The 21,063-nt window shown below is 44.1% G+C and carries 18 protein-coding genes and 1 pseudogene; 3 read left to right on the top strand and 16 right to left on the bottom strand.

Going from position 1 to position 21,063, the window contains the following annotated elements; translation table 11 throughout:
• Positions 1-24: 24 nt before the first annotated feature.
• The 4 genes and pseudogenes from ACXHJ1_RS18255 to ACXHJ1_RS18240 form a co-directional block, all read right to left on the bottom strand.
• Positions 25-1,692, bottom strand: coding sequence for an AraC family transcriptional regulator (locus tag ACXHJ1_RS18255; protein ID WP_107733484.1), 1,668 nt, complete (start codon positions 1,690-1,692; stop codon positions 25-27).
• Positions 1,693-1,852: 160 nt separating this feature from the next.
• Positions 1,853-2,815 carry an ABC transporter substrate-binding protein gene (locus ACXHJ1_RS18250; RefSeq protein ID WP_107733483.1) on the bottom strand — a complete coding sequence of 321 codons (963 nt, stop codon included), beginning with the start codon at positions 2,813-2,815 and terminating at the stop codon, positions 1,853-1,855.
• 339 nt (positions 2,816-3,154) lie between these two features.
• Positions 3,155-4,072 (bottom strand): prenyltransferase/squalene oxidase repeat-containing protein, encoded by a 918-nt coding sequence (locus ACXHJ1_RS18245; RefSeq protein ID WP_107733482.1) that lies wholly within the window; start codon positions 4,070-4,072, stop codon positions 3,155-3,157.
• 214 nt (positions 4,073-4,286) lie between these two features.
• A pseudogene (locus ACXHJ1_RS18240) lies at positions 4,287-4,632 on the bottom strand (hypothetical protein); the annotation flags it as partial.
• A gap of 144 nt (positions 4,633-4,776) precedes the next feature.
• On the opposite strand from ACXHJ1_RS18240, the gene ACXHJ1_RS18235 reads away from it, so the two are divergent.
• The 3 genes from ACXHJ1_RS18235 (at position 4,777) to ACXHJ1_RS18225 (ending at position 6,423) form a co-directional block, all read left to right on the top strand.
• Entirely contained in the window at positions 4,777-5,103 is a 327-nt protein-coding gene (locus tag ACXHJ1_RS18235; RefSeq protein WP_031461613.1) for a hypothetical protein, read from the top strand.
• 678 nt (positions 5,104-5,781) lie between these two features.
• Positions 5,782-6,084, top strand: coding sequence for a hypothetical protein (locus tag ACXHJ1_RS18230; protein WP_243208150.1), 303 nt, complete (start codon positions 5,782-5,784; stop codon positions 6,082-6,084).
• 117 nt (positions 6,085-6,201) lie between these two features.
• Positions 6,202-6,423: a DUF6199 family natural product biosynthesis protein gene (locus tag ACXHJ1_RS18225; RefSeq protein WP_107733481.1), complete on the top strand. Its 222-nt coding sequence runs from the start codon at positions 6,202-6,204 to the stop codon at positions 6,421-6,423.
• A gap of 240 nt (positions 6,424-6,663) precedes the next feature.
• Here the strand turns inward: ACXHJ1_RS18225 and glnA are convergent, their stop codons facing one another.
• The 12 genes from glnA to mutL form a co-directional block, all read right to left on the bottom strand.
• Positions 6,664-7,992: a type I glutamate--ammonia ligase gene (gene glnA, locus ACXHJ1_RS18220; protein WP_016822091.1), complete on the bottom strand. Its 1,329-nt coding sequence runs from the start codon at positions 7,990-7,992 to the stop codon at positions 6,664-6,666.
• 116 nt (positions 7,993-8,108) lie between these two features.
• Positions 8,109-8,522, bottom strand: a complete 414-nt coding sequence (locus tag ACXHJ1_RS18215) for a MerR family transcriptional regulator (RefSeq protein WP_007430683.1) — start codon at positions 8,520-8,522, stop codon at positions 8,109-8,111.
• Positions 8,523-8,605: 83 nt separating this feature from the next.
• Entirely contained in the window at positions 8,606-9,859 is a 1,254-nt protein-coding gene (locus tag ACXHJ1_RS18210; RefSeq protein WP_457905007.1) for a methionine gamma-lyase family protein, read from the bottom strand.
• Between the two features lie 111 nt (positions 9,860-9,970).
• On the bottom strand, positions 9,971-11,257 hold the full coding sequence (gene hflX / locus ACXHJ1_RS18205) for a GTPase HflX (RefSeq protein ID WP_013371541.1): 1,287 nt from the start codon (positions 11,255-11,257) through the stop codon (positions 9,971-9,973).
• Between the two features lie 112 nt (positions 11,258-11,369).
• Positions 11,370-12,353: an AAA family ATPase gene (locus ACXHJ1_RS18200; protein WP_016822094.1), complete on the bottom strand. Its 984-nt coding sequence runs from the start codon at positions 12,351-12,353 to the stop codon at positions 11,370-11,372.
• A gap of 114 nt (positions 12,354-12,467) precedes the next feature.
• Positions 12,468-13,163, bottom strand: a complete 696-nt coding sequence (locus tag ACXHJ1_RS18195; protein ID WP_457905006.1) for a YdcF family protein — start codon at positions 13,161-13,163, stop codon at positions 12,468-12,470.
• The gene (locus tag ACXHJ1_RS18190) at positions 13,160-13,717 is read right to left on the bottom strand and encodes a DUF402 domain-containing protein (RefSeq protein ID WP_013371544.1); all 558 of its coding nucleotides are present in this window, start codon (positions 13,715-13,717) and stop codon (positions 13,160-13,162) included. Before ACXHJ1_RS18190 ends, ACXHJ1_RS18195 begins: the two co-directional genes overlap by 4 nt.
• Before the next feature lie 166 nt (positions 13,718-13,883).
• Positions 13,884-16,544, bottom strand: a complete 2,661-nt coding sequence (locus tag ACXHJ1_RS18185; RefSeq protein WP_107733478.1) for a PBP1A family penicillin-binding protein — start codon at positions 16,542-16,544, stop codon at positions 13,884-13,886.
• A gap of 190 nt (positions 16,545-16,734) precedes the next feature.
• The gene (gene hfq, locus ACXHJ1_RS18180) at positions 16,735-16,977 is read right to left on the bottom strand and encodes an RNA chaperone Hfq (RefSeq protein WP_013371546.1); all 243 of its coding nucleotides are present in this window, start codon (positions 16,975-16,977) and stop codon (positions 16,735-16,737) included.
• Between the two features lie 20 nt (positions 16,978-16,997).
• The gene (gene miaA, locus ACXHJ1_RS18175) at positions 16,998-17,978 is read right to left on the bottom strand and encodes a tRNA (adenosine(37)-N6)-dimethylallyltransferase MiaA (protein ID WP_457905005.1); all 981 of its coding nucleotides are present in this window, start codon (positions 17,976-17,978) and stop codon (positions 16,998-17,000) included.
• Positions 17,962-18,813, bottom strand: coding sequence for a class I SAM-dependent methyltransferase (locus ACXHJ1_RS18170; RefSeq protein ID WP_457905004.1), 852 nt, complete (start codon positions 18,811-18,813; stop codon positions 17,962-17,964). Before ACXHJ1_RS18170 ends, miaA begins: the two co-directional genes overlap by 17 nt.
• A gap of 12 nt (positions 18,814-18,825) precedes the next feature.
• A complete protein-coding gene (mutL, locus tag ACXHJ1_RS18165; protein ID WP_457905003.1) occupies positions 18,826-20,994 on the bottom strand; it encodes a DNA mismatch repair endonuclease MutL in 2,169 nt (722 codons plus the stop codon).
• Positions 20,995-21,063: the final 69 nt, after the last annotated feature.

The following is a 21,063-nucleotide window of genomic DNA, read 5'->3' as shown; positions in this document are numbered from 1 at the left end:
GATTAGGGTTTAAGCCTCCTCTAATCACTTAATTTTCTTATTAAATATATACGGTAGCACCTCTAGCAACCGTCCGCGCGTAATGGGATCATCATAATTCCATGTAGTATCCACAAAATGAGTGTTACCGTTACTTAAATCGGCTAAAGCCGCGATATGTGAACAGTGAGCAACCGTTTGCAATTCCTGGCGAGGAGCCAAGACGAAATTGCGATCGCCAGCATAGTGATTTATTTGATGCTGCTGAATTTCTATCCATGCTTGCCCTTGCTCGATTAGGTGCATCACATTGGCAGAAGGACGAAAGGCAAGAGATTCGTACAAGGTGGCAGCCAATCCGCTCTGGCCCATAATATAAAGTTTTGTACCAAACTTGAGATAAACAGCAGCCGTCTCTCCAGCAACATAAGCATCTGCTAATTGCCTACGTAACCATCTTACTTTGTCCTCATATCTGGTAATCCATTTCTCCGCAGCGTTACTACGTTCAACCAGTTTAGCAATATACCGTAACCGCTCAAATAGTCTAAACTTACTGTTAAGTATAACAGTAGGAGCGATCGCATCTAGTTTCTGCAAATCTTGTTCAGGATGAACATAGCTAAGCAATAATAACTCCGGCTGTAGTTGTGCAATTTTATCTGGATCTGCCCAATGCCCAATATTATGAATATTTCGCAACTTATTGTGATAAATCACGTTATCTTTCATGATCGAGAGGGCCGCTCCTACAGGGGGGATAGCTAAAACGAGTAATTCTCCAAGCGTAAATTTGCCATCAGTCACGATACGTGTTGTATCTTTAGGAACTTGAATTTTTCTGCCAAATGAATCGATAATGGTTCTCTGCCCAGTTCGAAAATGAATATTCGAATACTCACGCGGAGTGTGTCCAGTTAATTTATGAAAGCGCCGGCTGAAATAATATTCATCCTTAAACCCAATTTGTTGAGATATTTTGCCCAATGTCTCGGTGGAATTACACAGAAGTTCTTTTGCACGGTTTATACGTAATTGGACCAAATAATCATTTGGCTTTTTGCCAGTCATTATTTTAAACTTTTGACTATATTGCCATCTGACCATTCCAGCCATGTTAGCAAGTTTTTCAACGGTTAAGTCCTCATCATAATGCTGTTCCATATACTGTACGGTTTGTTGAACCAAGTTTATCTTATCATTGTTCTGCAACTGGGAAACTTGCTCATCGAACTGAACCATCAACCCCAGAATGAGCTGAAGTCTACCTTGCATCATAGCCATTTCTGATGTGGATGGAGAGGAACAGCATTGGTTACTTATCCGTGCTTCTTTTCCTAATACTCGATTGACTTGAGAAATCAACAAATTATAGGGGGAACCACAAAGCAAAGGTGGATGAGCAACCGGCTTCAAAGTCATTCCTTCTACTTTAAAGGTTTCAAAGGTAAAGCGTACAAGCTGTGCCTCTTTGTTGCTTGATTCCATAGTATAGCGCTGTACAGGCAAAATCAGAATGCAGCTTCCTTGTCGCAGATCGATTGCAATGTTGTCTACATACAGCCGTATGCCGTGACTGAGTGCTATCAATAATGTGCATAAATCGGTTTCATTGTCATTCATTCCCTCATTGTGGCCGTTCACTGGAATTATCTGGTCAAATCGAAACCTATCATAGTGTTGCAGCCTAATATACAGGGGTGCTAGATTCATAAGCAACTCTCCAACAATTGAAAATGAGAATCATTATCGTTATTGTAACATATAAAGACCTGCTTTCAACTATAAACTATAGTTCAGCTTTTAATAGTTGGAGTATGTACTATTTTAGAAAACTAGCGATATAAAGAACTGAATGTGCCAAAATAATTTCTTACTGTTGGTCCATCCATTGTGGCATCTGTTTAAACAATTGCTCCAAAGCTAACAAATTATCTGTATTCCATTCACTAGGAATAACATGAACATTTCCCTTTTGAACTGCAGGCAAAGTTGCCCATATCGGTCTTTGGAGCAGTCGGTCAGCTTCTGTTTTACTTTCACCATCATCTTGTACAACTACAAACAAATGATCACCAGCAAATTCTGAAAGCACTTCTTCTGAAATATTAACGAAAGACACGCCTTCTTTATCAAGAATATTCTTCTGTACAGCTGATGGGACGGCAAAACCGTTCTCCCCATAAATAATAGCACCCAGGCTACGATCGCCCATAACATAAAGTGTTTTACCCAACTGATAGAAAATTGTCGCTGTCTCCCCTTCTGCTAATTGAAACTTATCAAACATTTCTTTCGACTGTTCTTTGTACTTAGCAATCAATTGAGCTGCCTCTTCCTGTTTGCCAAAGATATTTCCCATCTCCTTTACACGTTCTGTATAAGGAAGAGCAGGGTTAAAGGGGATAGTAGTAGCAATTTTCGACAATGCCTCATTATGATCTGCTTCTGCTTTGTAATAACCATTAATAATCAGATCGGGTTTTAAACTCAGAATCGTCTCTAAGTCACCCGGATTTCCAACATCAACGATTCCTTCAAGTCTACCTTCATAGTAACTAGGAATATCTTGGGGAAGGTTATTACCAACAACCGGAATGCCCATTGCTAAGAAATCACCAATTGTCTGGCCAATATAAACCACTCGTTTGGGATCTGCAGGTATTTGAACCTGTTTACCTGTTATCGTTGTATATTGAACAGTTTTCTCACTTTCCTCTTTCTGTTCATCAGACACGCTGCTATTAGCATTAGAAGTACTGCATGCCGATATTATCAACAACAGGAGGAAACTCCCTACCCAGAGTATAATTTGCTTTCCACGTTGTTTCTTCACACTTGTTGCCCCTTTCCTTCTCTCTAATAATTGAAAATGATTATCATTTAAGGCATTATTATAGGTTGTGTGAAAAGGGGAATCAATGAAAAAAACGCAACGGTTTATTTGGAAAAATGTCAATGATCGTCCCACACAAAACATCTGTTCTTGTATTTCATTTATAACTAAACAGATACGAATGAGATATATTTTAACAAATCCTCATGGTTTAGTTTATTGAGCTACCTCAACAAAGCCTCTTCTTTTGCTTCCCGTTTTACGGTAACTTTCCCCTCTAAGCCTTCCTCATCATGGTCCGTTCCTCTTCCAACATGAGATCCTTTCTAAAGGAAGTCTTTATGCATAGGTATACTCCGGTCCCAATCGTTCGATAACTCGTTCCAACTGTCTGGTTAAATAAGGCGAAACGTCACCAATGCCAGCTACTGCTTCTAACAAGGGAAAGGGTTGTCCACCCCACGGGCCTTGTGGATCAAAGACTTGTCTACCCATTTGCAAGCCTCCTGTTTCCTTGAAGATGTTCAATCGTTCCAATCCTTCAATAAGCAGCCCGACCGGCAGCGTTTTGTTCCTACGTTGGGACCATTCTGCCAAGAAGGACATACCGCGTAATATATCATATTCAAAAAACCTCGGAAAGCAAGGCTTCAGCCATTCCATATCGATGACGCTTCTATTTTGTTTAGAACATACAAGACGATGCTCAATTAAATAACGTGCTCCTTCATCTAAGAAAACGGCTTCCTGTTCAGTAAATTCACGATCTGTATGCCATAAGATAGCTTCAAGCGGAGGAAGTGTTGAAACAATAGAGCTCTTTTTAGAATGAGTATAAGCTTCAGGGTCGCAGTTCAGCCCGCCATCAGGTAACTGATGCTTTAAGAGCCATTCGCGAATCCAAGGCAGTTCCTTGTCCAAATCACAGCCATACGCCATTAGAATCATATAGTATACGGCAAGTTCACAATGGCAGCAATCCAACTTCATCTTATCACTTTCACTTGTTGGATGGTCATCGGCGGATATGATGAAGGTCGGCCAGACCTGAGTTTCGAGTAAATATTTTGCTCCGACAATAGCAGACTCGGGAATTAGTTTCACCTCTCCCATTTCATAAAGAGCAGCCATATGCCACCAAGCTCCATCCCATTTTCGACGGCTGCACTCGCCCTGAGTCATCCCCAAATGCGAAGTAGATTCAAGGAACTGTATAGATTCTTCGATTGCTAAACGAATATTTTGATTTGTTTCCATCTGGGTATCTCCTTTTTGATTATCTCTACTTCACGCTTCAGTTAACAACGACTCACTTCGTATAACCATCCACTTTTAAAAAATTCGATATGTTATTAAACTATCCTGCCCGTTAACTTAATGAAGCATCGTCAGACTATTACTTTGTTTTACAGTCTAGAACTTTAGACAATAAAAATATGACCGCAAAGGCTTTAAGCCCTTACGGTCTTATTTACTTCTGCATTCTTAGTCCAATTTCATTTTCCTCGTTTCGTCCCCGTCCATAGTCGGTCGTGACAAAATCTAAGGTACAATTGATCTTCAAACTGTTTACTATGTTCGCAATTGCTCTGCGCCGCTTATCCGCGAATGTAGTAGCTGAAATACCCGGTATGTCTTTAGCGCTGGTCTTTAACTAGAGCGGTGTTGGCTGTCACATCTGCTGTCAGTTCTTGACCAGAAACTCGTTTGACAACCGATCCTTCCGCCAAAAGTAAATCATACGCAGCCATTCGGTTTTCCAACTGTTGAAGTGAGTACTCGTAATTTTTCATTACACCAATTAAGTCAGTATACTGCCATTCATCATTTATCATTTCTTTATATGATGTGATTATTTGGTGAAATCGTTATTTTTGGTAGATGAATGTAAAACTAAGCACTATAATTACCTTACACCATAGTTTGCATACGAAGATAAACAAACTAAGGAGGCTTTACTTTTGAAAAAATCTATTATCGCTTTGGCTGCTGGCACCGTTCTTCTTGGGGCATTGTCTGTACCGTCTTTAAGTTTTGCAGAACCAGTCCCAACTTCAGCAAATATTTCTTCTGAGTCACCATATACTCCGCCTCAAGGGAACAAAAAATGGGTAAGTGGCATCAGAGGTGCAACGGTTAAAGAGGATATGAAATCAACAGTTCCAACTCAAAAATTTTACATGACAGGAGGCTTTGGAGGGAATATTTCTTTATATAAATGGCAACAAAAAGGCAACAATAAAGTATGCCCATTATATCAAGGCTACATTTACAAAATGTTCCCTTAATAATAAAATTAACCCTAAAGTAAGCACTTTTTTTCATAGGTGCTTACTTTTTTATCGTTGTTATCTGCCATATTTAATCCTCACCTATCTATACTGACTACACCAACATATAACAATACAGCGCATAGTATAGAGGTATAGGCTCTTATCATGGGGTGCCCTCCGCTATCTTTTGGAGTTGATTTACGTACACTTTATAAGTCTCGTCACTATAAGCAAGCACGGCAACTCTACCAACACGATGAATCTCAATATGCTTAACTTTCATAAAAACGGAAACTCTGTTCTGTCATTGATGTTCCTCCTTAGAGATCAAAAACCAGAAGTTTAGGAAATTCTCTGCCATCGTTAATTAACTCACGGTATGTTTTATAGACATGGTCATCCAGCTACTCGCACTCATCGCATCCATCTTAACAGCACGGTACAGTTTCGTAATCAATCTCATTTTCCAAATGCTTGTAATAGGCTTGCTCCAGATTTTCAGTAGCATTGTAATTCCGTCCAATCCTGTAGCATATTGAATGGTCGTTGCTCCCCATCTTAATTTACATGTTTTTCCACACTAATCCGCCATCTTGGCTCCATCCACTCTTTGCAGCATAAAAGAACATTTTACGGGCGTATACAATTAAAAATTCCTTTCCGCACTACTGTAAGTAGGGCGCAGGGGATAACATGCGTGTACAATTATCAGGGATAGCCGAGCTTGCATTTCCTACCACTCCACCATTTGACTCCGTTATTTCTTTTTCCATTGTTAGAGGCGATGTCGATTCGCTCGTTGCTTACGCCCTTTACTCCGTGAGTGTCTCCGAAGTAAACCCAAACGCTGTACAAGTTGTCACCATCAATGCATCCGATTACAATATCCCTCTACCACCATCCAATGAATTGGTATATACCTTATATATATTTTGCACAGCAGATGCTACCCGAATAGGAATGGAAAGCTTTAATGCTGTTGCTTATTCAGATTAAAATACTACCGTAACATGGAGGGCAAAGCCCTCTTATTTTTGTTTCATCTGCTCTTGGGGACAATGCTTTCTATCTGTCGTTCATTTTTGGTATAATTTACTTAAAGGGGGTGATCAAATGGGGATCATGCTTATTCTTATTGCTATTATTTTTTTCTCGCTTGGTATTTTAAGTAAACAGAATCCCACTTGGGGATGGCGTGCAAACGAAGCCTGGAAGATCAAAGGTGACTCAGAACCAAGCGATGCTTACATTGATGACATGAAATTTAGGGGCTCTGTATCTATTCTCTTTGGGTTCTTCTTCTTAGCATGTGGACTTTTGGTTATCTTACTGTAAGCGCACTTCCTTAAACTTCAGAGCTCGACCAGCGAATTTAGTAGCAGTTCCATAACTGGCTTCATAGATTTCACACTTTTCTTTTTTTGTTTCTAAACACTTCTTTGCGCCCTGCTGGCGTTTGTATTCTTCCCAGTCTACTTCGTATTGTGGGAGACTACTACGTAGTCCAAGAAAATGATGCATTACCCACAAAACAAAAAATCCCTCAACGCTTAGAGCGCCAAGGGATTCCACATTTTAGTAAAGCGTCAGATATTGATCACGTTCCCATTGATGTACTTGGGTGCGATACATATCCCATTCAATTTCCTTGAGCTCATAGAAGTAAGCCAGAGCATGATCACCCAGTGCATCAGAGATAACCTCGCTCCGAATAAGCTCAGACAAAGCTTCTTTCAGGTCTGCAGGCAGACTTGGAATGCCTTCTTCAATTCGCTCTTCCTCGGACATCACGTAGATGTTGCGATCAATTGGGGCTGGCAGAGCCATCTGACGTTTGATACCATCCAAACCTGCTCTCAGCATTACGGCCAGGGCTAGATAAGGATTCGCTGCCGGGTCAGGGTTCCGAACTTCAACGCGAGTGCTCAGGCCACGAGATGCGGGGATCCGAATCATCGGACTCCGATTGCTTGCAGACCAAGCGACATAACAAGGCGCTTCATAACCTGGTACGAGACGTTTGTAGGAATTTACTGTTGGATTCGTGATCGCTGCCATTGCACGTGCATGTTTAAGAATGCCTGCCATATAGTGGCGAGCTGTCTGGCTTAATCCGAGTTCATCCGTCTCATCATAAAATACGTTTTCATTGTCCTTAAACAACGATTGGTTGCAGTGCATACCGGAACCATTCACGCCGAACAAAGGTTTTGGCATAAAGGTTGCATGCAAACCATGCTGACGAGCAATTGTCTTAACAACAAGCTTGAATGTTTGAATCTGATCGGCAGCCTTAACTGCATCTGCATATTTAAAGTCAATCTCATGCTGACCAGGTGCAACTTCATGGTGGGATGCTTCAATTTCGAAGCCCATCTCTTCAAGCTTAAGAACAATTTCACGACGACAGTTCTCACCCAGATCCATTGGAGCCAAGTCAAAATATCCGCCTTGGTCATTCAGTTCTGTGGTTGGATCGCCTTTTTCATCGGTTTTGAACAAGAAGAATTCAGGCTCTGGTCCAACATTCATCGAAGTGTATCCCAGTTCTTCGGCTTCCTTAAGTACACGTTTCAAGATCCCCCGCGGGTCACCTGCAAATGGAGAGCCGTCTGGCTTGTAAATATCGCAGATCAAACGAGCTACACGATCTGAGGTTACCCAAGGAAATACAACCCAAGTGTCCAAATCTGGATATAAGTACATGTCAGATTCTTCGATACGTACGTAGCCTTCTATCGAAGAACCGTCAAACATCATTTTGTTATCCAATGCTTTTTCCAACTGGCTAACCGGAATTTCAACGTTCTTAATGGTGCCCAGCAAATCTGTGAACTGCAAACGAATAAAACGAACATTTTCTTCTTCCGCAATCCTAATGATATCTTCTCTGGTATAACTCACACTAACCTCTCCCTTTCTGTAACGACTATATGCAAATCGGCTGTATCATAAATGACTTAAATGATGAGACCGTTTTTTAAGTAAAACAACCTTATGCCAAAAGGTAAGTCACAGCATTATCTTTTGTTGAAAAATCGTGATAATTCGCCTTGGATCAAAGATACCTGTCCTGGTCTTTTGCCTGCAACAAGTTGTTGTTTCAACAAACGATGAAGCTGAGTATCGGACATTTCACGGCGTTTGACTTCCGTATCTGCAGTAATAACTGTAGCTTCCTCCGATTCCTTGGTAACCGGATTCATGACTTGTTTAATTCCTGCAATGTTAACACCCTTCTCGATCAACGCCTTAATTTCAAGCAGACGCTCTACGTCATTAAATGAAAAAAGACGTTGGTTACCTGATGTACGGGCAGGAACTATCAAATTATGCTGCTCATAATAACGAATCTGACGTGCTGACAAGTCCGTTAGCTTCATGACAATACCTATTGGAAATAAGGCCATATTTCTGCGAATTTCGTCGCCCATTTGTCATCAACCTTCCAGTGATCTATTATTCACCTTATTGTACATTTAGCTGATGCAAAGTGTCAATGATATGTTAGAAAAACTCACAATAATTTACGTTCTTTCATCGTTTGCAGAGCCATAAGTACTCCATATTTGACATGAGAGTAGGTTAAGCCCCCTTGCATGTAACCAATATAAGGCTCCCGAATCGGAGCATCTGCGGATAATTCCAAACTTCCGCCTTGTATGAACGTACCTGCTGCCATAATAACCGGATGCTCATAACCCGGCATATCCCACGGCTCTGGCACCACATGGCTATCCACGGCGGCTGCGCGCTGAATGCCCTGTACAAAAGCAATTAGATGTTCTGGTCCGCTAAAAGAAATGGCCTGAATCAAATCCGTACGCTCTTCATGCCAAGCAGGTTTGGTCTCAAACCCCATTCCTTCAAAGACTGCAGCAGCGAATATGCTTCCTTTAACCGCTTGCCCCACCAATGTAGGAGCAAGGAATAACCCCTGGTATATGCCCCGTGTAGTGCCTAGCATGGCTCCTACTTCTCCACCAATACCAGGGGCTGTTAATCGGTAGGATGCCAGCTCTACATATTGATGTTTACCGCAGATATATCCACCCGTTTCTGCAATACCTCCACCAGGATTTTTAATCAACGAACCTGCCATCAAATCGACACCGACCTGGGTAGGTTCCAGCTTCTCAGTAAATTCCCCGTAGCAATTGTCCACAAAGACAATAACATCAGGCTTTATCTTCTTCACTCGTGCCGTCATTTCTTCAATATCTGCCACACTAAAGGAAGCTCTCCAATCATAGCCGCGTGAGCGCTGGATACCGATCACTTTGGTGTTCGCATGGATTGCGGACTCCACCGCTTTCCAGTCCACCTTACCTTCTGCTGTCAGCGCTGTCTCTCCATAAGTAACACCAAAGTCCTGCAATGATCCTGTTCCATCGCCAGGCTTACCAATCACTTTGTGTAAGGTATCATAAGGTCGCCCTGTAATGTATAACAACTCATCCCCTGGACGCAGCACACCAAATAAAGCCGTAGCGATGGTATGCGTTCCCGAGGCAAAATGCGGACGCACCAACGCTGCCTCCGCACCGAACACATCTGCATAGACCTCTTCCAGCACTTCACGCCCCCGGTCATTGTAAGCATATCCCGTTGAACCTGCAAAATGAAAATCGCTCACTTGCTTGCGCTGGAAGGCCTGAATGACCTTCCACTGATTTGCATCCACAATATGATCTATATGCTGGATACGTTCTTGTATTTTAAGTTCTACTAATTCCTGAATTTGCTGAATTTCCGGACTAAAAACTACCATTTACCTTCTTGACCCTCTCTCTTCCGCAGCCTTAGGCTAATCATGTTATATTGTTATTCAATTCGAACGATGAGCATTATCATCTTATGGACCCAAAAACATCATTAGATGTTAACTTTCTGTGAACTCACTAAGCGCATGACCATACTTTTCGTATTCTCCTCTTTGAATTTCTACCTCATAAATGACATCATTGCCATCATACTCTGTCAGCAGTACATCTCCAATTCGATAAAGCACCGATGTTAAATCCCCACGTTCCGCAGGAATACGAAATCTCAGTGTGTCACCGCTCAGATGCTCCTGAACCAGTTCGCGAATGCGTAGCAAATCTGCTTCATCAAAAGCACTGATTTTCAAATAGCCTTCCCCAGAAGGGAGCATTTCCAATTGCTCAGGGGTGCAAGCATCTTTTTTGTTAAACAATACGATCTGAGGCTTGTCCGCAGCCCCAAGCTGTTGCAGGATTGACTCTACAACTTTCATTTGTTCGTCACGCATGTCTGAGGAGGCGTCCACGACATGTAAAATGAGATGAGCCTCATTGGCCTCCTCCAAAGTGGCCCGGAAAGAGGCTACCAAATCATGAGGCAAATTTTGAATAAATCCTACTGTATCTGTGAGAATAACTTCTTTTCCACTCGGCAGTTCCATTGTTCTAGAGGTAGGATCAAGCGTCGCAAATAGTTGGTTCTCAATATATACATCGGCAGCTGTCAGTTGCTTCAACAGTGTTGATTTGCCGGCATTTGTATAGCCAACGAGTGCCACCTGGACGATGCCGGCCTTTTGTCTACGCTCCCTGTGTAAATACCGATGACGCGTCACTTCCTCAAGTTGGCGTTTCAGATCACTGATTCGGTCACGAATGTGACGACGGTCCGTCTCTAGCTTGCTTTCACCAGGACCACGTGTTCCGATTCCGCCACCGAGCCGCGAAAGATTTTTACCGTGTCCAGACAGTCGAGGGAGTAAGTATGACAACTGCGCCAGTTCAACCTGGATAATACCTTCCCGTGTCTTTGCACGCTGAGCAAAAATGTCCAGAATTAACTGTGTCCGGTCAATTATTTTGAGATCCAGGCTCTCTTCAAGATTTCGCACTTGAGCTCCCGATAGCTCCTGATCAAAAATAGCTGTATTCGCTCCCAATTCTTCAGCAACTGCACGCAATTCATCTACTTTTCCTTTGCCAATAAACCATTTTGAGTCCTTGGATTCCCTATTCTGTGTGAGAACGCTCAGCACTTCAACTCCCGCTGTTTCAGCCAGCTTCACCAGTTCTTCCAACGAATATTCCGTATTGATGCCGGATCGTTTGACTTCATCCGTAATTAGACTGACCAGTACCGCCTTATCCTGCATTTCGGTTTGTGTATCATGAGTGGAGTTCGCCATATTGTTTGCTCCTTTATTTTCATGTCAACTCTCGAACAGAAACCGACCTGATGTCAGGCCGGCCCTCGTTCGATGTCATACAATTCGATGTGATTCAGATTCCTATTATCGCCTATCTTTTGTCCATTTTCAAATCCTCTGGTCGCAACGTCATCAATTCCTGCTTGCCGGGTTGCCCACTCCTGTACTGATTAAGCAGCCTGACGGCTTGGTGCCGAATCGCTTTTTCGATCACATTACGAACATAACGTGCATTACTAAATGCATGGAGACTGTCATTCCGCTCATTTAGCAAATGCTCCTTCATTTTGAGTATAGACTGAGGCATGAGAATATAATCCCGTTCCTTAGCCATCATCTCCGAAATTTGAATGAGTTGATCCACAGTGTAGTCAGGAAAATCCAGTTGAATCGGAAAACGAGAAGGAAGACCAGGATTTGTCCGTAAAAAAAAGTCCATTTCTCCCGAATACCCTGCGAGGATCAAAATAAATTGATTTTTTTGGTCTTCCATGGCCTTTACCAGGGTATCAATCGCTTCTTTTCCGAAATCCTTTTCCCCTCCACGTGCTAAACTGTAAGCCTCATCAATGAACAACACGCCGCCAAGAGATTTCTTTACCAGGTCCCGCGTTTTTTGTGCGGTGTGGCCGATATACTCACCTACCAGATCAGCTCTCTCCACCTCAATCAGATGGCCCTTGCTCAGTACCCCCATTTTTTGCAACATTTTAGCGATAATGCGGGCTACTGTCGTTTTCCCCGTACCTGGATTTCCTTTAAAAATCATGTGATATACGTGTGCGTTGCTCAACAGACCCGCATCAGTGCGCATGTGGGCGATTTGCAAAAAGGCATATACCTCAAATACCAGTTCTTTGATGTTATCCAAGCCGACGAGATGATCGAGTTCTTTCTGAATTTCCTGATAAAGACTGAGATACTGCGGTAGCGCCTGCGACTTGGTCGAAGCCACTGCTTCCGTCTCGTCCACAGTCACCGAAGCGATCGGCTCCGGGCTACGCAGCACGACATTGATTTGTCTGGAAGGTCTCTCCTCCGACCGCTTGCCCGCGGCGATTCCCCGTCCGTTCATGCATCCATCACCTCAACATTTCTTCAGGCACAGCTTACCCTATTAATGTATTCGGTCCAGCATGTCCTTATTAGCATAAAAGCAACGAGAACGCGTACAAAGCCTTCCCTCAATTCAGGCAATCCAAATTTGAGCACTGATCCACCACCGTTGTAGCGTCCATTTTGCGTAAGCCAATACTTCTCTTGATTGATGAATTGGCATATTCAGCACTTTGGATTCGGTCAGAGCCAGCTGGGGATGATCGAAATTCAAAAATTGAGCAATCTCCAACGCGCGAGGACCGTGATAGCTATGTGTGATGATTACGGTGGAGTTCCAGCCATATTCCTTCATGATACGCTGGCTGTAGAGCAAATTTTCGTAAGTACTGGTTGCCTGGTTTTCTAACACAATATGCTGTACAGGGACTCCTCTATCTACCAAGTAGCGTTGCATCCCCTCGGCCTCCGTATACGGAAAATCAGGTTGATCCAGTCCTCCACTTAGAATTAGTCGCTGCACCATCCCGTTACGATATAACCGCAAGGCTTCTTCTAATCTTTCTTTTAAACCAGGACTGGGCTCAGCTCCCCACATAGAGGCACCTAGTACGATACCAATTTGTGCATGCTGAAGCGGAGTGGTAGAGGCAGCTGTATTCATATTCCATACTCGGATACCTGCCCATACCAATCCGACCAAAATGAAAATCATCAAACCAAGTATGAGACGCTTCGATACCATAAATATTTTCCCATTGCGACTTTGCCTGTTTTTTGGCTCATGGCGTTGGGTCCCAGTACTTTTAATCCACTGCAAAAATTTCACCGTTCTCTCTTGAAATCACCGTTATGAAACCATTCTGCCCGGTGTTTCAGCGACATTTTAAAATAGGGGAACATGTGAGCATCGATCTGATGTAGCAGGTCAGCCGCTGTTCGGTTAGCCAATTCTGCTTCTTGCGTAGAAATATGCCCCCGTTGTAGCGCCTCCTCCAGTTCATCCTCATCCACCAGAAAGATTTCACCGTTTTTAAGCACGACCACATCCAAATACAAATCATCAAACCAAGGAACTCCTTGATCAGTTACTCCTTGATTTCGGCAGGTATCAATGTACCATTCGACGATTTGCTCTCGATTGTCAAACATAGCAGTCACCACATAATGCTTACCTTTTGGATAATATTGCAACCAGGAATAACCTTTATCGGCTATGCAAAACGTATGACCACCATAACTTTTCCATAATGGCTCCTTGAGACTCAAAATAGTATACAGGGTCACATATCCTGTAAACGCATCACTTTCTACATACCGGCAAGCAAACTTGCGATTGGTGATTCTTCGCCAGTTGGCCCGGTCTCCGAATTTGCGCTTCATAAATGATGTTCCTCTCCAACATTGGTAAAACCAGCTTACCATATTTAAACTATACACTCAAAAATAACCCCTATATTACAGCAAAAAAAGGTATTTTCAGACTGTCAAAACAGTCCGAAAATACCTTTGATTTAAAGCCAATATCATCTTACATAAAACATATTTGCTAATCCCGGTTATGACGTCCACGATTGGAGTTGGAATGACCGTTGGATTTGCCTTCCTGATTTCCATCCATTATAGCACCTGTGGTAGATGCATCTGTATTTTCTGGATTGGTCATAGTATTTTCATCAGTTATACCTGAATCCGGTGTAGTCGTCTGACCATTCCCCTGATTTGTATCGTTTCCGTTACCAAAATTGTCGTTACTGTTTCCTGTACCTCCAGTACCATTTCCATTGTTAACTCCAGGAGACGTTGGAGCTTGTTCAGAACCAGTACCGTTATCGGTGCCTCCAGGAAGTGTATTCCCCTGGTCCGTGCCATTCTGACCGTCTATATTCTCGCCATTATCCGGTACGGTTCCATCCTGATTAGGATCGTTTCCTGGCTGCGGATCTATCGGAGTAGTTTCTGCTGGAATTTCTACGCTAATCGTGTTGGAAGCTGCGGATTCTTTACCATCCGCTCCATAAGCTACGACATAGTATTGATACGTCTTTCCAGCTACAGGAGACGTATCTTCACCACTCGTGCCTCTCATCGCCTCCATAATCGTCCGGAAGCTTCCTTCGGAAGACTCTTTACGATAAACACGGTATTGTACATTGTCTCCCTCTGCCGCATTCCAAGACAACGATACAATTTGGGTATCCTGACTATACGACCCGCTCAGTCCGCTTGGAGCGGTGGCCTGAACCGGCTCTTCTGGCTTCTCCTCAACCGGTGGTTCATATCCCTTCGGCTCGCTAAATTGCGTCACTGGGTGTCCCTTGAGTGCTTCACCCATAACCCTTCCGAAGAAGGCTGCCGACTGTCCGCTAGAGTTTCTCAACATATGCTTGCTATCTGGCTTGTCATACCCCATCCATACCGCTCCGGTATATTCCGGCGTATAACCGACAAACCAGATGTCCCGGTTACCACTGTTGCCGCTGATTCCACTTTGGGTCGTACCCGTTTTACCAGCTACAGGCCAGTCGATACGTGCTTTACGACCTGTACCGCTATTGACCACATTTTGCATCATTTTTGTCATTTCATAAGCCGTTTTCTCACTCATAACAGATTTGGATTCCTCATTATGAGTATAAACCACTTGATCATCGCTATTGTTAATTTGCTTAATGGAGTAAGCTTTTTGGAATTGTCCTTTATTGGCAAAAGCGCTGTAAGCCTGCGCCATTTCAAGAGTATTTGTTCCTTTGCTTAATCCCCCCAATGCAATAGCAAGCGAGTGATCATTTTTGTCCATCGGTATGCCTACGCTCTCGGCGAATTGAACCCCTTTTTCCACACCGATTTGGTTCAACAACCATACAGGTGGTATATTTTCAGACTTCGTAATGGCATCCATCATGCTGATGGTCGAAGAGTAACCATGCAAGTTTTTCGGACTGTATCCGTTAAAACTCTGCCGTTCGTTACTCAAAGGAGTATCTATCGTAAATTTACCGGATTCAAGAGCTGGCGCATAGGCTACAATCGGCTTAAAGGCCGATCCTGGCTGTCTGCGGCTCTGCGTCGCACGATTAAAGGTTCCCTTTTTGTAATCCCGTCCGGGTGCCATCGCGGCAATACCACCTGTTTGGTTGTTAATAATAACCATAGAGGCTTGGACAGGCTGATCGTCGGGACTTTTTTCGAACATATCATCATCTGCCATCGCTTGATCCAACGCATTTTGAGCCTGAGCATCCATTGTCGTATGAATTTTATAACCGCCAATAATCAGATCATTGCCGCTGACTCCTGGCAAGGCATCCTCTGCCTCATCCATGACATATTCCATAAAATTTTGATACTTTTGTACTTTTTCCGGTTGTTTGTAATCGTAATTTATAGCTTTGGCTTCTTCCATTTCCTGCTTTCCAATCATTCCCTGCTCAAACATCAGCTGGAGAACCACAGCACGCCGGGCCTTTGAGTTTTCCGGGTTACTGATCGGGTTATACTTGGAGGGTCCTTTCGGAATAGCCGCCAGTGTAGCGACTTGCCACAACTTTAATTTATTTAAGTCTGACTCTCCAAAATAGCCTTCCGACGCTGCCTTAATTCCAGAATATGAGCGTCCAAACCATATCCGATTCAGATATAGCGTAATAATTTCATCTTTAGTCAAATTCCGCTCCAGCGCCATTGCGATGGATACCTCTGTTGCTTTACGGAAAAAGGTTTTGTCACGTGTCAAAAACAAGTTTTTGGCCAACTGCTGAGTCAGCGTACTGCCGCCCTCCACTGCAGAACGAGCAACGATATCCTTCACTGCCGCCCGACCGATAGACCAAATATCAACTCCTTGATGCTCCATAAAACGCTTATCCTCGGTTGCGATAAAAGCTTTTTTGAGCAACGGTGGAATTTCTTCACTTTTCACAGGATCACTTTTTTGCACAGACAGCTCACCCATGAGCACACCGTTGCGGTCATAAACCTTTGATGTCTCATTCACAGTAATTTTGTCCTTGTTGGCTTTGTAGATTTTTTCGCCATTAACCATGACAAATAAATAACCACCAAGTGCGCAAAATATGGCTAATGCTGCTGTAATAAACAGCGTCCACCCAACTCGCTTACCTGTTATTTTCTTTTTCTTGCCCTTCGGCTTCTCTTTAGATGTGTTTCTATTGCGATTGCCGGATCTGGACAATGAATCGTTTGGCATTCCCCTGACTCCCTTTCGCGAATAATCATAATGTCGCCGAGCGTAAGCTTAAAGCTAGCTGTCGGCAGCATGAAAGTAAACGGAATGAAAAGAACAACCCTGATCAGGTTGCTCCCGGTCACATTCCTATACAGTTAGACGAGACGGACGCCTGAAAAGTTTCATTACCCGGGCGGCCGTCCAGCCGTAATCAGTTATCGCTAGCGTTATCTTGTTGTACAAGCGATACGTTGCGTTGCGGTGTGAAGGTGGAGATGGCATGCTTGTAGATCAGCTGTTGCTTCCCATCCGAATCGATAACAATTGTAAAATTGTCAAATGCTTTAATCGTTCCTCGCACCTGGAATCCATTGATGAGGTATACCGTTACAGGTATAGAATCCTTGCGCAATTGGTTCAGAAACGTATCTTGGATATTAATAGACTTGTTCATTTTAGCCGTACCCCCAATAATCATTTGGATTGTTTTGAAGTATATTCAAGGTCTGTCCGGAACTTTCCTGCTATAATTTCGTGTATTCGGGCTGCATGAGCAGAAAAATTTTCGAAATCAGTGACATCTACCCACTGGATATCCTTCATATGGCGAAACCACGAGAGCTGTCGCTTCGCAAAATGACGCGTATCCCGTTTTAGCCAAGTCACCGCCTCCTCCAAAGACACCTCTCCCCGCAGGTAGGAGGATATCTCTTTATAGCCTAGACCTTGCATGGAGATGGCATCGCTTCGCACTCCCCGTTCCATTAAGGAGGTTACCTCAGCAACAAGCCCTTGATCGAGCATCCCGTCAATTCGGTCTTCAATACGTTTATATAGCATTTGCCTATCCATTGTCAAACCTACGATGCAGAGTTGATAGGGAGATTCCTTTTTTTGACTGGCAAGTTGAGAGCTAAGTGTTGTTCCGCTAACATGGTAAATTTCCAGCGCTCTCACGACTCGACGACGATCATTTGGGTGCAGACGAAGTGCGCTTTCGGGATCAACTGCCTGTAGTCGCGCATGAAGCGCGTCGGCTCCATACTGATCGGCATAGTCAAGCTGTTCCTGACGAAAAGCTTCATCTGCCCCTACCTCAGAAAACTGGTATTCATAGCAAACCGATTCTACATACAAACCCGTTCCGCCTACGATGAAAGGTAGCTTTCCTCTAGATTGAATATCAGGTATGAGACGACGACAGTCTTCCTGAAATCGGGCTACTGAATATGGGTATTCAGGCTCATGAATATCGATTAAATGGTGCTTGATTCCTTTCATTTCCTGTTCGGAAATTTTGGCAGTTCCAATGTCCATATGACGGTATACCTGCATGGAATCCCCGGAAATAATTTCCGCGTCAAATTGTCGAGCCATTTCGATGCTTAGTTTCGTCTTGCCAACCGCAGTCGGGCCAACAAGAACAAGTAGTTTAGGCTTAGATGCCACTGTCAATATCAATCACTCCGTACACTGTTTTCGTTGTGCCCCGTTGCTCCACACGGAAGCCGAGGCGGGCAAACTCTCCGCTACCCCTTTTTTCTTTCAATACAATTGTTTTTCTTGCAACCCTTTTCGCATGAGCAATACTTTCTTCATTCAATGCATCTGGATTGGCCAATCCTCTCAATGGACCGATTGCACTGGAATCAAGCAACGGATCACGGAACATCGGGTCAAAATAAATAATATCTACACTGCGGTTCGGCAAGCTACGCAAATAGTCCAGATGATGACCAAAACGAACGTCAATGTCGGAAAAGGCTCTATCTACTGCAGCATTACCGGAACGGTAATGTCTCATCCCATCCTTGATTAATGCATAGACAGGGAAGGAACTCTCCACAGCTGTGACTTGTCCAGAACTTCCCGTTCCAATGGAAAATAAAAGTGAATCCGTACCTAGCCCGGCCGTGCAATCCAGCACGGTATCACCCGGGGTAAGTCGGGCAGCCGTCAACATCGGATCAGCCTCGCCCTTTAATACCCTTTTGGCTCGAATGAATCCCATGCTTGGATGAAAAACCATCGGTGGTTGTTCCGGACTAATCAGCCTCACCCCTCCCTGCACCAGCACCAGAGCCTGACGGACTCTGTGAGCAGCGATTAGCTTAGCTACGGATATGCCACGACGTGGGGCGTACAGCACCCCAAGCTCGGCTGCAAGCAGCTTCGCGCGCTCCACAACCTCGTCCGAGGGAGAATCACCTGTCGTAACCAGTAATTCAGTTTGCTTCTCACGAAACATTATCTGCTTTTCTTCTTCACGGTTTTCCCAATCTTGCAACATATTTGTACTCCCTTACATTACTCTTTTAAACAGCTTCTCCAAATCATATGTGGAAAAGGAAACAACGATGGGGCGCCCATGGGGGCAGGTATAGGGTTGTTTGCAGGCTGCCAAACGCTCTAACAGCACGACAGCCTGTCGGTCAGTCAGCTTCTGATTTGCTTTAATCGAAGCCCGGCAGGAGCACATGATTGAGGCTGCCTCCCGCAGTTTAGCTAGATCAATGGCTTTTTCCTCCAGCACCCATCCAGCCATTTCCTCAATGACATCCGCTTCTTCTCCTTTGGGGAGCCAGTACGGATATGAGCTGACACGGAAGGTTTGCCCGCCAAAATGTTCCAAATACACCCCCGCCTGTTCAAACCAATGCAACCTTGTTTTCAATTTTTCCGTTTCGGAAGGTGTAAATTCCAATGTAATTGGCAGTAACAACTCCTGTGATACTGATTCAGGATTGCCAAATTTTTCGTAATAAAATTCGTAATTGACCCGTTCATGGGCGGCATGCTGATCAATTAAATACAAGCCCTGGTCGTTCTGTGCAATCAGATAGGTTCCATGGTGCTGACCGATTAAATTCAGCTCAGGAAAAGTAGGCACCTCAGGGACTGCCCCCGACAACGCTGCTAATTGATCTGTATTCAGACGTTCCTGGTGCGGCTTCTGATCCGTGGATTTAGTAGTGTTGTCTGCAATGGGTGAAACAGAAGAACGGTAAGCAGCAGAAGCAGCCGTTTCCTGTATCCCTTCGCTGTACGAGGAAGAGACATCTGTTTCGGCATGATCTCCTGTGGATATCCGTGTAGTCGTCCCATCAGAAAGTGACACGCTCCCTCTATCATCACTCCCGTTGTTTTCTTCCACAAAATCTGCATCCAGTTCGTCATCACTGATACTTTGACGAGCGAGAGTGTTTGCCTGTCCATTGACTAAATGGCTCCTCTCCCTACTCGGATGTTGCTCACGCTCCTGGCTAATCTTCTTCTTCTCTTCATTACTGGTCATGTGATTGGATTGTGTCGATTCCTGGACCTGCGGCGAAGCCATAGAAAGAGGTAACGTTCGATTATGACCATTATCCGAAGAAGCATCTACTTCTGCACCATTTCCTTTCGAGAAATGAAACTGCTCCTGCACAAACGAGCCACTATCCTTACCGCCAATTTCGCGTTTAACTGCCTTCGGAATCAGCACTTGCTGCCCTAAAACAGCTTTTACCGAATCTTCAACCAACTGAAACAGTTCAGCTTCTTTACTGAACCTCACCTCCAGCTTGGCTGGATGGACGTTAACATCCACCAACGAAGGATGCATGTCCAGTTGGATCACAGCCAGCGGATAACGATTGATCGGCAACAAAGTATGATACGCCTTGAGCAGTGCCTGATTGAGCCCATAGCTTCGCACAAATCGTCCATTCACTACTGTCGAAATTGCATTGCGATTCGATCGGGTCCACTCTGGGCGACTGACATAGCCGCTTATTCGGTAATCAAGGCTTTCTCCTTCCACCATCAACATTGATTTTGCCGCAGAAGTTCCGTAAATAGCAGCTATCACTTGGAGCAAATCGCCATTTCCCAGCGTTTGCAGCAATGTATTGCCATTATGCCGCAATGTGAAGGCCACTTCCGGGTGCGAAAGCGCCATTCGGTACAATACATCCGAAATGTGCCCCAACTCCGTCTGGATTGTTTTCATATATTTTAGCCGTGCAGGTGTATTATAAAACAAATCGCGTACGGTAAAATCCGTCCCCTGCCTACCAGCAGCATCCTCGTGAAGTACCAGTTTACCGCCCTCAATCACCAGTTTACGGGCACGGCCGTCATCTCCTGCTGCTGTGAGCAGCTCTACTTTCGATACAGCCGCTATACTGGGCAATGCCTCTCCCCGGAAGCCGAGACTTGTGATTTGGAATAGGTCGCGGCCATGTCCGATTTTGCTTGTCGCGTGCCGATAAAATGCCGTTTCCACGTCTTCAGGCTCTATCCCACTGCCATTATCCGTCACCCGAATACTTTGCAGGCCGCCCTCTTCTACCCATACGTCCACTCGTGTACCGCCCGCATCAATCGCATTTTCCACCAGTTCCTTCACGACGGAGGCTGGACGTTCCACGACCTCACCGGCAGCAATCTGGTTCGCAATATGCTCATCTAGCACTCGAATTTTAGACATCCTTTTAACCTCCTCCTGACTTCAAAGTGTGATGAAAAATAAGCAAAATAATAATGCCTAATATTTTTA

Source organism: Paenibacillus sp. ALE2 (assembly GCF_054113385.1).
This window is presented reverse-complemented; position numbering and strand designations above follow the sequence as displayed.